Annotated in this window: 12 protein-coding genes and 1 other RNA gene; 9 read left to right on the top strand and 4 right to left on the bottom strand. The window is 63.5% G+C overall.

The window, feature by feature from the left end; all coding sequences use genetic code 11:
- Positions 1 to 6: 6 nt before the first annotated feature.
- From DH10_RS07710 to DH10_RS07720, 3 genes are all read right to left on the bottom strand, one after another.
- Positions 7 to 672, bottom strand: coding sequence for a class I SAM-dependent methyltransferase (locus DH10_RS07710; protein WP_192243200.1), 666 nt, complete (start codon positions 670 to 672; stop codon positions 7 to 9).
- Positions 669 to 1,916: a BtaA family protein gene (locus DH10_RS07715; protein WP_192243198.1), complete on the bottom strand. Its 1,248-nt coding sequence runs from the start codon at positions 1,914 to 1,916 to the stop codon at positions 669 to 671. The genes DH10_RS07710 and DH10_RS07715 overlap by 4 nt, the downstream gene beginning before the upstream one ends.
- A 198-nt stretch (positions 1,917 to 2,114) precedes the next feature.
- Complete coding sequence (locus tag DH10_RS07720; protein WP_192243547.1) at positions 2,115 to 5,726, bottom strand: hydantoinase B/oxoprolinase family protein; 3,612 nt, start codon at positions 5,724 to 5,726, stop codon at positions 2,115 to 2,117.
- Positions 5,727 to 5,912: 186 nt separating this feature from the next.
- Between DH10_RS07720 and DH10_RS07725 the strand changes: the two genes are divergently transcribed.
- The 7 genes from DH10_RS07725 (at position 5,913) to DH10_RS07755 (ending at position 9,816) form a co-directional block, all read left to right on the top strand.
- A complete protein-coding gene (locus tag DH10_RS07725; RefSeq protein WP_192243196.1) occupies positions 5,913 to 6,119 on the top strand; it encodes a hypothetical protein in 207 nt (68 codons plus the stop codon).
- Positions 6,120 to 6,252: 133 nt separating this feature from the next.
- On the top strand, positions 6,253 to 6,972 hold the full coding sequence (locus tag DH10_RS07730; protein WP_192243194.1) for a J domain-containing protein: 720 nt from the start codon (positions 6,253 to 6,255) through the stop codon (positions 6,970 to 6,972).
- Positions 6,969 to 7,736: an N-acetylmuramoyl-L-alanine amidase gene (locus DH10_RS07735; protein ID WP_192243192.1), complete on the top strand. Its 768-nt coding sequence runs from the start codon at positions 6,969 to 6,971 to the stop codon at positions 7,734 to 7,736. The genes DH10_RS07730 and DH10_RS07735 overlap by 4 nt, the downstream gene beginning before the upstream one ends.
- A 186-nt stretch (positions 7,737 to 7,922) precedes the next feature.
- Positions 7,923 to 8,633: a lytic transglycosylase domain-containing protein gene (locus DH10_RS07740; protein ID WP_192243190.1), complete on the top strand. Its 711-nt coding sequence runs from the start codon at positions 7,923 to 7,925 to the stop codon at positions 8,631 to 8,633.
- Between the two features lie 60 nt (positions 8,634 to 8,693).
- Positions 8,694 to 9,094: RNase P RNA component class A (gene rnpB, locus DH10_RS07745), an RNA gene on the top strand.
- 147 nt (positions 9,095 to 9,241) lie between these two features.
- Complete coding sequence (locus DH10_RS07750; protein WP_192243188.1) at positions 9,242 to 9,517, top strand: type II toxin-antitoxin system ParD family antitoxin; 276 nt, start codon at positions 9,242 to 9,244, stop codon at positions 9,515 to 9,517.
- Positions 9,514 to 9,816: a type II toxin-antitoxin system RelE/ParE family toxin gene (locus DH10_RS07755; protein WP_192243186.1), complete on the top strand. Its 303-nt coding sequence runs from the start codon at positions 9,514 to 9,516 to the stop codon at positions 9,814 to 9,816. The genes DH10_RS07750 and DH10_RS07755 overlap by 4 nt, the downstream gene beginning before the upstream one ends.
- Before the next feature lie 5 nt (positions 9,817 to 9,821).
- Here the strand turns inward: DH10_RS07755 and DH10_RS07760 are convergent, their stop codons facing one another.
- The gene (locus tag DH10_RS07760) at positions 9,822 to 10,937 is read right to left on the bottom strand and encodes a cystathionine gamma-lyase (RefSeq protein ID WP_192243184.1); all 1,116 of its coding nucleotides are present in this window, start codon (positions 10,935 to 10,937) and stop codon (positions 9,822 to 9,824) included.
- Between the two features lie 397 nt (positions 10,938 to 11,334).
- Between DH10_RS07760 and mraZ the strand changes: the two genes are divergently transcribed.
- Positions 11,335 to 11,793, top strand: coding sequence for a division/cell wall cluster transcriptional repressor MraZ (gene mraZ, locus DH10_RS07765; RefSeq protein ID WP_192243182.1), 459 nt, complete (start codon positions 11,335 to 11,337; stop codon positions 11,791 to 11,793).
- A partial coding sequence (gene rsmH, locus DH10_RS07770; RefSeq protein WP_192384576.1) for a 16S rRNA (cytosine(1402)-N(4))-methyltransferase RsmH occupies positions 11,790 to 12,660 on the top strand: 871 nt, incomplete at its 3' end. The genes mraZ and rsmH, both read left to right, overlap by 4 nt.

Raw genomic sequence — 12,660 nt, forward strand, 5'->3', positions numbered from 1 at the left:
GCCCGCCTACTTTCGAGCGCCGATCACGCCCAGCCAGGCATAGCCGCGATAAAGCGTTCTGAAACGGAAGGTTGCGCCGGTCCGCTCGGATTCCGATTCAAGGACGTCGCGCAGCGAGGCGCGCGGCTCGACATGGAATTTTCGCAGCCAGCCGCGCAGCAGGGCGCGGAACCAGCGCGGCAGGCCTTCCTGCTGGCCGAAATCGACGACATGCAGCGAACCGCCGGGCGCAAGCGAAGCCAGTGCTGCCGTGACGGTCTTTTCCCAGCCAGGAATCATCGACAGCGAATAGGACACGAAAACGCGGTCGAACCGCGCGGTGCCGAAAAGCGCCTTGGCGTCGAAGTCGGTGGCGTCACCGCGCGCGAGGTTGACCTTCGCTGCCAGACCTTCACGGGCTATCGCGGCATTCGCCGTCTCCAGCATTTCTGCCGAGATGTCGAGGCCGAAGAAGCGGGCATCCGGATAGCGGCGGGCGGCCAGCACGATGTTGCGGCCGGTGCCGCAACCGAGCTCGAGCACGCTGCCGCCTGACGGCACGTCGAGGCCGGCGATCAGCCGGTCGCGGCCGAGCAGATAGAATTTGCGGGTGAGGTCGTAGATGTGGCGCTGCCAGCGATAGACGCCGTCCATCAGTTCGGCATGGCTGGCCGGCAGTTCCGTCGTGCTCATGCCGCGCGCTTCACATAAAGATGGAAGCCGCCATAGATCGCTGAGCGGTCCCTGGCCGAGAATTCGCGCGAAGCCTCGTTCTCATAGTGCCACTGGTCGAGCAGGGAATTGGAGACGCGGCCCGGTAGCAGACTGGGCTCGGCCGCGGTGCGGAAGATCACGCGGGCGCCGACCGAGGCCGTGCGGGTGATCTCGGTCCACAAATCGTTAAGCAGGTCGTCGGTCATCCAGTCCTGCGCATCGAGCAGGACGAAGCGGTCGACCGAGCCAGCGTCCTTGCCGGCCAGGAACTTGATCAGATTTGCATGATGGATGGCGACGCGATCGATGTTGGTGCGGATCGTCTTGTAGTTGCGCTGTTCCAGATAGGCGGGAAGGGCAGCTTCGCCGGGCTCCGGGTAACGGCGGGCAAACGCCTGCCAGGCGAAATAGTTGTTTTTCAGCGGGAAGTCGCAGGCGAGCTTTTCCAGCCGCGCCTTCAAGACGCTCGCCATCGAGCCGTCGCCGGAGGTGATCAGCGAGTCGTACTGCGCCGGCGGGATGCCGAGACCGAACAGCGAGGCCTTGCGCGATGTCGCCCAGCGCAGGAGCTTTCTGTCGAAGACCGGCGCCAATTCCTCGTTGAAGAAGCGACGCTGCTCGCCGATGTTCTCGGCCTTCATGATGCCGGCCGGATCGACACCGAACAGTTTTGCCACCCGATGGCCCATGGCGATGAAAAGGCCAAGCAGGCCGGTCTGATAGAAGTTGCGGTCGAAGACCGAGATACGGCGCCTGCCACGCCAGTTCCTACGCTCCCAGTAGTGGCGGCTGACCGGATCGAGATGCGGTGCGATGAAGCGGTCGTAGGCTTCCGAATTGTGGCTGGTGTCGGCGGCGCCGAAGAAACGAAACAGGTCGCCCTGCGAGGGCAGATGGCGAACCGCTTCCAACTTCATGCGGTTCAGCGCGACGTGCGCGGCGTTGAGGTCGACCGCATCGATCCGGGCCGGCGAGCGGGTGAGGTAAGCCAGGATGTTGCAGCCGCCTGACGCGATTGTGACGATCCGATGCCCGGCGCCGAGCTGCATGGCGTCCATGTCGACATCGGGGTCTTCCCAGATCTGCGGATAGACGAGGCCGGAGAACAGGAAGGCGAAAAGCCGCTCGGAAATGCCGTCCTTCGACAATGCGCTGTTCTGATAGACCGCTTTTCCAACTTCCTTGCCGCGCCGAAAAACGAGTTCTCCCGAGACATCCGACATGGCGAAGTGATTCCCCGTTTGCGTTGGCGCAAGCGGGTAGCGCAGCGTTGTGACAGGCGGGTGACAGGCTGTTGACGTTAAAGCGCGTCGCGCTGAAACGGATTCGGGCGACGTGCTTTAGGTCTTTGTTTTTATGCATCTCGTTTTCGCAAAACCGCTGCACTCTTTTGCGCAACATGCATTAAGTTGACGCCTTCCTTACGCCTTGCCGAATCCGCCGGGCGTCGGCGTGATGACGATGACGGCCTCGCCGGCATCGAGCGTCGTCTGGTCGCAGGCCTTCAGCACGTCGACCGAGCCGTCGTTGCGTCTGACCTTGGTCGAGCCTGCCTCGCCATCGCCGCCGCCGTCGAGACCCTGCGGCGGCCGGTTGCGGTGCGAGGAGAGGATGGCGCACTCCATCATCTCCAAGAAGCGGATGGTGCGCTTGGTGCCGTCGCCGGCGTTCCATTTGCCCTTGCCGCCGGAGCCCTCGCGGATGTGGAAGTCCTCGAGCACGACAGGGAAGCGCAATTCCAGCACCTCCGGATCGGTGAGTCGCGAATTGGTCATGTGCGTGTGGACGCCGGAAGTGCCGGCAAAGCCGCGGCCGGAATTCATCCGGCCGGCCGGCGAGCCGGAGCAGATCGTTTCGTAATACTGGTATTGCTTGTTGCCGAAGGTGAGGTTGTTCATCGTGCCTTGCGCGTTGGCCATCGCGCCCATGGCGCCGAACAGCGCGTTGGTGACATGCTGCGAGGTCTCGACATTGCCGGCGACGACCGCGGCCGGGTAGGCGGGCTTCAGCATGCAGCCGTCGGGAATGACGATGTTGATCGGCCGCAGACATCCGGCATTCATCGGGATCATGTCCTCGACCATGACGCGGAAGGCATAGAGCACGGCGGCTCGCGCCACCGGCTCCGGCGCGTTGAAATTGTTCTTCATCACGGGCGAAGTGCCGGTGAAATCGACCGTCGCCTGGCGCTTTTCCCGGTCGATAGTGATCTTCACCTTGATCGCCTGGCCGGTGTCGGTGGGGTATTCGTAGTCGGAGCTGTCGGGCAGCCGTTCCAGCACACGGCGCACGCTCTCGGCGGCATTGTCCTGGACATGGCCCATATAGGCCTCGACGACATCGAGGCCGAAATGCCCGACCATCTTGCGCAACTCCGCCACGCCTTTTTCATTGGCGGCGATCTGCGCCTTGAGGTCGGCGATGTTCTGCGCGGGATTGCGGGCGGGGTAGGGATGGTCGGTCAGGAGCGCCTCGAGCTCCTTCTCGCGGAAGCGGCCGCGATCGACGATGCGGAAATTGTCGAACAGCACCCCTTCCTCGTCGACGGTGGTGGCTAAAGGCGTCATCGAGCCCGGCGCCGTCCCGCCGACGTCGGCGTGGTGCCCGCGCGAGGCTGCCCAGAACAGGATTTCCTTGCGGGCGTCATCGAATACCGGCGTCACCACAGTGATATCGGGCAAATGCGTGCCGCCATTGTAAGGCGCGTTGAGCGCGAAGACGTCGCCCGGATGGATATCGCCCGAATTCAGGCGGATGACGGTTTCGACCGAGCGGTCCATGGATCCCAGATGCACCGGCATGTGCGGCGCGTTGGCGACCAGCGCGCCGTGACGGTCGAACACGGCGCAGGAGAAATCCAACCGCTCCTTGATGTTGACGGAATAGGCGGTGTTCTGCAGCGTCACGCCCATCTGCTCCGCGATCGACATGAAAAGGTTGTTGAAGACCTCCAGCATCACCGGATCGGCCTCGGTGCCGAGCGCCGCCTGCCGGCGTTTCTTTTCGATGCGGCGCAACAGGACATGGTTCAGGGCCGTGATCATGGCCTGCCAGCCCGGTTCGACGACGATGGTCTGGTTCGGCTCGATGACGAGGGCGGGACCCGCCACCTTATGGCCGGGCTTCAGATCCTCGCGCCGGAAGATACCGGCATCACGCCAGGCGCCGTCGGCGAAGAATTGCCGGGTCTGCCAGGGGCTTGCCGCCTTGTCTTCGAGGCTTGATTCATTTTCGTCGCGCGCAGCGGTCCCGACATCGCTGCCTTCGACGCCAACCGCCTCGATGATCATAGGCTTGTTTTCGTAGACGAAGCCGAATTGGGCCTTGTGGGCGGCCTCGAAATCGCTTCTGGCGCGGAAAATCGAGCCATGCTCGAAATTCACCGGCAAAGTCGTGTCCGTGCCGTCATAACGGATCTGCAGGACCGGTCTCGAGGCGATGGCGGCTTCCGCAATGCCTTGCGCCGCAAGTTCGGCGACGACACTTTGGCGCAAAGCCGCAATCAGTTCTTCGATCGAGGAGCGGGACTCTTCGGCGAGCGGCTTCAGCAGCGCCTGCTGGCGCGAGGCAAAAACTGTCGACAGCCCGATGCCGTAAGCCGAAAGCAGGCCCGAGAAGGGATGGATGAGCACCGCTTCCATGCCGAGCGCATCTGCGACCAGGCAGGCATGCTGGCCGCCGGCGCCGCCGAAGCAGTTCAAGAGATATTCGGTGACATCGTAGCCGCGCTGCACCGAAATCTTCTTGATGGCGTTGGCCATGTTCTCGACGGCGATGGTGACGAAGCCCTCGGCCACCGCTTCCGGCGAGCGCCCATCGCCGATCTCGGTAGCGAGCGCCGCGAATTCTTCGCGCACGGTGCCGACGTCGAGCGGCTGGTCCTGGCCGGGACCGAAGATCGCCGGGAAGACATCGGGCTGCAGCTTGCCGAGCATCACATTGGCGTCGGTGACGGCGAGCGGCCCGCCACGTCGGTAAGCGGCCGGGCCGGGATTGGCGCCGGCGGAGTCCGGGCCGACACGGAAGCGGCCGGCCTCGTAATGCAGGATCGAGCCGCCGCCGGCAGCGACAGTATGAATGCGCATCATCGGCGCGCGGATACGCACGCCGGCGACTTCGGTGTCGAAGGCGCGTTCATATTCGCCGTCGTAATGGGCGACGTCGGTCGAGGTGCCACCCATGTCGAAGCCGATGACCTTTTCGAAGCCGGCGAGCTTCGCCGTCTCGACCATACCGACGACGCCGCCGGCCGGACCCGATAGCAGCGCATCCTTGCCCTGGAACATGTCGGCGGCGGTCAGCCCGCCCGACGACATCATGAACATCAGGCGTGGGCCGGCACCCAACTCGCCTGCCACCTTCTGCACGTAGCGTGACAGGATCGGCGACAGATAGGCGTCGACCACAGTGGTGTCGCCGCGGCCGACCAGCTTGATGAGCGGCGAGACCTCGTGGCTGACCGAGACCTGTCTGAAGCCGATCTTGAGGCAGACTTTTGCTACCGCTTTCTCGTGGTCGGGATATTTCCAGGCATGCATGAAGACGACGGCGACCGCGTCGATGCCGTCGGCCTTGGCCTGCTCTATCGCCGGGCGGCAGGCGGCGATGTCGAGCAGCCGCTCGACGCAGCCATCGGCGCGCACGCGCTCGTCGATCTCGATCACGCGCTCGTAGAGTTGTTCCGGAAGGACGATTTCCTTGGCAAAAATATCCGGACGCGCCTGATAGGCGATGCGCAGCGCGTCGCGAAAGCCCTTGGTGGTGAGCAGGAGCACCCGGTCGCCCTTCCGCTCGAGCAGCGCATTTGTGGCGACCGTGGTGCCCATCTTAATGTCGCCGATCCGGCCAGGGGGGATGGTCGCACCGGTTTTCAGCCCAAGCAGGTCACGGATGCCCTGGATGGCGGCATCGGCATAGGCCTCAGGGTTCTCCGACAATAGCTTTCGGGGATGCAATTGTCCTCGCGGGTCACGGCCGATGATGTCGGTGAACGTGCCGCCCCGGTCGATCCAGAAATCCCATTTTTTGTTCACCGCGGCTTCCGTCATTCTGCCTATCCAATCTGTGCGAGCGCTTGCTCTGTTAGTTCGCCGTTTCGGCGGCAATCGCAAGTTGATGTTACATTTGGAAACGCAACGTTACGAAACCTGTGAGCCGCTCGATGCATTTCTCTTGTGGCCGTTCACCGAAACGTGAACGCTTGCTGAAGGAGAGATATCATGAAGAAGCTCATTCTGGCGTCTGTTTCGGCGCTCGCCCTGCTGGGGGTCGCGGCTTGCAGCGACAGCGGCACCGGCACGGACAAAACGACCACCCAGAGCACCAACCCGCCGGCCAACGAGCAGCCGATGAAGCCAGCCTCGCCTGACGCTTCGAAGCCTGCCGAACCGGCTCCGGCAACACCTCCTGCTGCACCGGCGCAGTAGAAATCTGTCCAATGAAATCGGAAGGCCGGCCTTGCGCCGGCCTTTCTTTTGGCGGGACTGCCATCAAACGCCGTTCGACCTGCGGCATTGTCCCGGCTTGATAGCGGTGCCCGGTTCGCACTAAGAAGCCGGCATGTCGATTTGGGACCGCCTCGGCGACTTCATCGCTCGTGTTTCGTCGTCGGCGTCCTCGGGCGTCGCCGATGTCGTCGAGGCCGTGCGGACCGTGTTCTCCGGCGACGCGGACCTGCGCCGGCGCGTTGCCTTCTCGGTAGCGATGATCGCGCTCTCGGCCAAGATGGCCAAGGCCGACGGCATCGTCTCCCAGGACGAGGTGCGCGCCTTCCAGGAAATCTTCGAAGTGCCGCCCAAGGAAACGCGCAACGTGGCGCGCCTTTACGACCTCGCCAAGCGCGACGTTGCCGGGTTTGAAATCTATGCCCAGCGCATGGCGCAGCTATGCGGTTCCGGCCATGCGAATTGCATGATGCTGGAAGACATACTCGACGGGCTGTTCCATATCGCCAAGGCCGACGGGCTGATCCACGAGCGGGAAGGGCAATTCCTGCATCGCATCGCAGAGATCTTCCGGATCGATGAGGCGCACTACCAGGCGATCCTGTCGCGGCACGTCAATCTCGGCGCCGCCGATCCCTATATTATTCTGGGCATCGAGCGGGGGAAGCCGTTCGAGGAGGTCAGGAAGCGCTATCGCAAGCTGATCTCCGACAATCACCCCGACAGGCTGATCGCGCGCGGCCTGCCGCAGGAATTCATCAAGATCGCCACGACAAGGGTCGCCGCGATCAATGCGGCCTATGAGATGATCGAACGGGGCCTCAGGCACGTATGAGCGGTTTTTTGCCCGACCAGCCGGGTGCCGAGGTCAGGGTGTCGCCGAATTTCGGTCCGCGGCGCGACACACTCAGGCCCGACATGATCGTGCTGCACTATACCGGCATGGCGACGGGGGCCAGCGCCGAGGCGTGGCTGTGCGATCCGGCAAGCGAGGTGTCCTCGCATTATCTTGTCCATGAGGATGGCCGCATCGTGCAGATGGTGCGCGAGAGCGACCGCGCCTGGCATGCCGGCAAGAGTTCATGGTTCGGGCGTGTCGACATCAACTCCTGCTCTGTCGGCATCGAGATCGTCAATCCCGGGCATTCGCTGGGCTACAAAGCCTTCCCGAAGCGGCAGATCGACGCCGTTATCGGTTTATGCGAGGGGGTCGCCGGACGGCATTCCATTCCACCGCAAAGGGTGCTCGCGCATTCCGATGTGGCGCCGGGACGCAAGGTCGACCCGGGCGAGAAGTTTCCCTGGAAAGCGCTCTTTGCGGCCGGCGTCGGCCATCTCGTTGCCGCGACCCCGATCAGCCATGGTGCGGCGCTGAGGGCGGGCGACACCGGCGCCGACGTGGAGGCACTGCAATCGATGCTGGCGCTTTACGGCTACAGCGTCGAGATATCGGGCGCCTTCGATCGCCAAACGGAAATCGTGGTGGCGGCGTTTCAGCTGCATTTCCGGCGGCGACTCGTCGACGGCGTGGCGGACGGCTCGACGATCCGCACGCTGCAAAGGCTGCTAGCTTCCGTTAAGACAGCCTCGCCCAAATAATCTCGCCACGTTCCCTAAATTACAATTTGTCATACAAAGTGAATTGCCTCGCCTTCATTGGCGCCAATTCCCTCTCCAAACGCATCTCCCACAAGTTGTTGGACATCTATCCCCCCAAGATGCTCCGATGTTGAGTTGGCCCAGCTGCGCGAAATTCTTCGCGCGGTTCTAACAGAACAGGACTACATGCAAAGATTGACCGTTGTAGCGGCAGCCGTTGCTGCCGGAGTGATGAGTTTTGCCTTCAGCCCGGCAAACAGTGCCCCCCTTAGCTTGCGGGCGGCCGACAATGGGTTCGCGGCAACCCCCGCAACGCCAAAGACAGCCCCCGATCCCAAAACCGCAAAAACCACGAAAGTCGCCCAGGCAAAGGTGCAGAAAGCCGGAGTAGCGCGGTCGGCGAAATCAACGGTCAAGCGCAATGCAAAGCGCGGCAGGAAGACCATCGACCTGACGACGACGGCTTCCATCCATCCCGAAAAGCCCGCCCTGTCGTCCCCGGCGACCGGCGGTGGCCAATATTCTGCGATCATCGCCCGCTATGCGGCGAGCTACGGCGTGCCGGTGTCGCTCGCCAAGGCCGTCATCAAGATCGAAAGCAACTATCGGCCGAACATGGTCGGCAGCGCCGGCGAGATCGGCCTGATGCAGATCAAGCCGGCGACGGCGCGGATGATGGGTTATACCGGTTCAGCCAAGGGACTGTTCGATCCCGACACCAACATCAAATACGGCATGAAGTACCTGGCCATGGCGCAAGGGCTCGGCGGCGGCACGACCTGCGGCACGATCCTCAAATACAATGCCGGCCATGGTGCGAGGCGGATGAATCCGGTTTCGGCCGCCTATTGCAGCAAGGTGAAGGTGCAGATGGCGGCGCTCGGCTCGCCCGCCTAAAGCGGGGCAGCTGCCTTTTTCGTTTGCGTTTTCCGGCGGGAATCCCTTTATACGCGCTTGCCAGCTGGCCGGGCGGCCGCGCCCGCAAGAGCCGAAAGGCTGCGGGTGAGGAAAGTCCGGGCTCCATGGAGACACGGTGCCGGCTAATGGCCGGCGGGGGCGACCCCAGGGAAAGTGCCACAGAAAGCAAACCGCCGCGGCGAATGCCGCGGCAAGGGTGAAAGGGTGGGGTAAGAGCCCACCGCGCGACTGGCAACAGGAGCGGCACGGCAAACCCCACCGGGAGCAAAACCGAATAGGGGCGGTGCGAGGGGAAACCTTCGAGGGCTGTTTCCGGCCCACCGCCCGGGTAGGTTGCGTGAGGCGTGTGGCGACACGTGCCCAAGATGAATGGCCGCCACGTTCCCGCGCCGCAAGGCGCGGGGGCCATACAGAACCCGGCTTACAGGCCAGCTGGCATTTTTTCTTCGCGACATCCAAGAGAGCTCCTGAAATCAGCGGGTTGTGCCGTCAGGCTCGCCTGTTGATTCAAGGCGGACACACGCTTCTTGAAGCCGGTACGATTAAATCGTACCTTGGCGCCGGCGGACAAATATCAGGAGCCGGTGATGGGTCAGGTCGACAAACGCAGCATAACGCTTTCTCCCGAACTGGCGCAGGCTGTCGACGATGTCGTGGCAGCCGGCGAGTATGCCTCGGCGAGTGAAGTGATCCGGGACGCGCTCAGGCAATGGAAGGACCGGCGTGACCTGCTCGGCTATACGGTCGAGGAATTGCGCAAGCTGGTGCAAGAGGGGATCGACAGCGGGCCGGGGCGGTTCGCATCGATTGAAGAGATCAAGGCTGAGGCGCGAAGGCGCTTGAGATCCAGTGGAGCAGCATGAGCTTGCTGCCCATTGTTCGAACCGCGCATGCTGAAGAGGATTTGATTGCCATATGGCTTTATGTCGCTGGCGACAACGAAATCGCAGCAGACCGACTACTCGATCGTATTGAAAGCCGTTGGCAGCAACTGGCTACCTATCCTTTTTCCGGGCCTCCGCGCGACGACGTTGCGCCGGGTGTTCGCCATCTCATCGTCGGCGACTACCTCACCTTATATCGAGTTGGCGAGCATGCGGTCGAAATCCTCCGTGTGCTGCACGGACGTCGCAAGATCGGAGCCGACGATCTCACGAGGTGATCGGCTCAACCGCCGAGCCGGTCCAGCGACACCTCGATCGCCTGCCAGAGCTCCTCCACCGGTTCGCAGCCGACCGAAAGGCGCACGAAGCCGGGCGGCACCGCATCGCCGCGCTTCGAGCGTCGCTCGGCCGAACTGTGCACGCCGCCAAAGGAAGTTGTCGATTCCAACAGCGCGCAATTGTCGATGAAAGCCTCGGCCTTCTCTTCCGACGCCAGTTCGAACGAGATGAGGAAGCCGAAGCGCTCCATCTGGGCGCGCGCCAGATTATGCGAAGCATCGCCCTCGAGCCCGGGAAAGCGCAGGCCGCTCACCGCGCGATGTCGCTTGAGACGACGGGCGATCGCTTCGGCCGAAGAGCACATGCGATCGAAACGCACCTCCAGCGTCTCGAGGCCGCGATGGACGAGCCAGGCCTCGAACGGCCCGGGGATCCCGCCTGCCGTCTCGCGCCAGTCCCTGACCTTGGCGACAATATCCGGATTGCGGCTGGCGACATGGCCGAACAGCACATCCGAGTGCCCATTGATCGCCTTGGTATCGGCCGACACCACGACATCGGCGCCGAGGTCGAGCGGGCGCTGGCCGAAGGGCGTCATCGTCGTGTTGTCGACGACGAGGATCGCGCCTTGCTCGTGCACGGCCTTGGCGACGGCGGCGATGTCGCAGATGTCCAGCCTCGGGTTGGACGGGGTCTCGGCGAACACCAGCCGGTAGCCGGCAAAACCGCCATCGAGCATGCTCGATGTGGGCCTCACGTCATAGGTGACGCCGAGCGGCTTCAGGAAACGCTCCGCCAGCGCACGTGTCGTATGGTAGCCGTCCGAGGGCAAGAGAATGCGGTCGCCCGATTTGACGAGCGAAAAAAACGACGCCGAAATCGCTGCCATTCCCGACGGAAAGGCAACGCATTGCGCATCCTCCAGATGGCCAAGCGCATGCTCGACGGCGTGCCACGTCGGATTGCTGAAACGGCCGTATTGATCGAAGCCCGTCGCGTCGCCCGGCGAATGAAAGATCGAGGCCATTGTCAGCGGCAAGGGGATGGGATCGCCCTTGGCGAAATCGCCACTGCGCAGATGGGCAAGTGTCGCGGCGCGTGACTTCGCGGTTTCGGCCATGGGCTCATTCCTCGCTGAACAGAGGCTCGACGCTAGGCGCGCCGAAGGCTCGCAGCAAGCCGCGTCCTTTTGGGCCAGACGGTTCTAAACGGTTCGTTAGGCTTAATGGACGATAAAGACGAGACGTGCCGTCAGTCTGCTCTTCCTGGTTGTGGCATGCGCGTTTGTGATGCCTCTTCCCGTTGACGCCCATAGTGCCCCATGATATCCCATTCACATCATCAAGCCTTCGTTCCGCGTCAGGGTGAAGCGTACGCCAATCGGGCAGTCGCGGCGGCTGCGCGTTTGCCGGTTTTCGCCTTGGTGAATGAAGCGATTTGTCGCGAGGCGACGCACGACGGCGGCGCGGAGAAAAACATGGGAAGGGGTGCAGCGGCGACAGCGGCTGTAACGCGTAGTGGACCGATTTCTGTCAAGCGCAGTGAACAGGATCGATGCGAAGGGGCGGGTGTCCGTTCCGGCGCACTTCCGCGCGGTCGTGCAGAAACGTGGCTATGCGGAGCTCTATGCGCTACGCTGCCTCGACCTTCCGGCGATGGACGTCGGCGGGCTCGACCTGCTCGACCGCTACGAGCAGCGGATCGCGCTGGAGGATCCCTTCCTGCAGACGGCGGACGACATGTCCTTCTTCTGCCATGGCGACGGGACGTTCCTGAAACTGGACCAGGACGGCCGCATCACGATGACCGATTTCATCCGCGAGCACACGGGCATCTCGAACGAGGTGGCCTTTGTCGGCCGCGGCAATTTCTTTCAGGTCTGGGAACCGGGCCGGCTTGCCGCCTACGGGGCGCAGGCGCGGGCCAGGCTTTTGCAGCTTCGGCAGGGGACGAAGCCCGGGGAGCGACCGGAATGATGGCTGGCCACGGCGATGATCCTCACGCCGTTGGCGGACTGGTCCGTCACATTCCGGTCCTCCTTGGCGAAGTGCTGGGGGCGCTTGAACCCAAGCCGGGCGAGACGATCGTCGACGGGACGTTCGGCGCCGGCGGCTACACCGGTGCCGTCCTCGAGCGCGGCGCTTCGGTCGTGGCGATCGACCGCGACCCGGATGCGATCGCCGCGGGCAGGGCTCTGGAACGGCAGGCCGGCGGCAGGCTGAAGCTCGTTGAGGCGCCGTTCTCGACGCTGGACGAGCATGTCGGGGGCGCCGATGGCGTCGTGCTCGACATCGGCGTTTCTTCCATGCAGCTCGACCAGGCCGAGCGCGGCTTTTCCTTTCGCGCCGACGGGCCGCTCGACATGCGCATGGCGCAAGCGGGCCTGAGCGCCGCCGATGTCGTCAACACCTTCAAGGCGGGCGACCTTGCCCGCATCTTCGGCTTTCTCGGCGAAGAGCGGCATGCCGGCCGCATCGCCCGCATGATAGAGGCCCGGCGCCAGAAACGGCCCTTCGAGCGCACGCTCGATCTGGCCGACGCCATCGCCACCCATATAGGCCGCGCGCCGAAGGACAAGATCCATCCGGCCACCCGCGTCTTCCAGGCGCTGCGCATCTTCGTCAACGACGAGCTCGGCGAACTGGCGGGCGCGCTGTTCGCCGCCGAGCGGGTGCTCAAGCCCGGCGGTAGGCTCGCCGTCGTGACCTTTCATTCGCTGGAAGACCGCATCGTCAAGCGCTTCATCGCCGATCGCGCCGATGCGGCATCGGGCTCGCGCCACATGCCCGACGCGCCGGCCCGGCTGGCGACCTTCCGCAAATCCGGCGGCGGGGTGACGCCGG

The sequence above is a fragment of the Mesorhizobium silamurunense genome (assembly GCF_014843825.1).
GTDB lineage: Bacteria > Pseudomonadota > Alphaproteobacteria > Rhizobiales > Rhizobiaceae > Mesorhizobium > Mesorhizobium silamurunense.

What these genes read in the sequence shown, in the direction of transcription:
- DH10_RS07730 (WP_192243194.1), top strand. Translation starts at nt 6,253, where the DNA reads ATGTCGATTTGGGACCGCCTCGGCGACTTCATCGCTCGTGTTTCGTCG.
- DH10_RS07760 (WP_192243184.1), bottom strand. Translation starts at nt 10,937, where the DNA reads ATGGCCGAAACCGCGAAGTCACGCGCCGCGACACTTGCCCATCTGCGC.
- DH10_RS07735 (WP_192243192.1), top strand. Translation starts at nt 6,969, where the DNA reads ATGAGCGGTTTTTTGCCCGACCAGCCGGGTGCCGAGGTCAGGGTGTCG.
- DH10_RS07710 (WP_192243200.1), bottom strand. Translation starts at nt 672, where the DNA reads ATGAGCACGACGGAACTGCCGGCCAGCCATGCCGAACTGATGGACGGC.
- DH10_RS07750 (WP_192243188.1), top strand. Translation starts at nt 9,242, where the DNA reads ATGGGTCAGGTCGACAAACGCAGCATAACGCTTTCTCCCGAACTGGCG.
- DH10_RS07755 (WP_192243186.1), top strand. Translation starts at nt 9,514, where the DNA reads ATGAGCTTGCTGCCCATTGTTCGAACCGCGCATGCTGAAGAGGATTTG.
- DH10_RS07715 (WP_192243198.1), bottom strand. Translation starts at nt 1,916, where the DNA reads ATGTCGGATGTCTCGGGAGAACTCGTTTTTCGGCGCGGCAAGGAAGTT.
- DH10_RS07740 (WP_192243190.1), top strand. Translation starts at nt 7,923, where the DNA reads ATGCAAAGATTGACCGTTGTAGCGGCAGCCGTTGCTGCCGGAGTGATG.
- DH10_RS07725 (WP_192243196.1), top strand. Translation starts at nt 5,913, where the DNA reads ATGAAGAAGCTCATTCTGGCGTCTGTTTCGGCGCTCGCCCTGCTGGGG.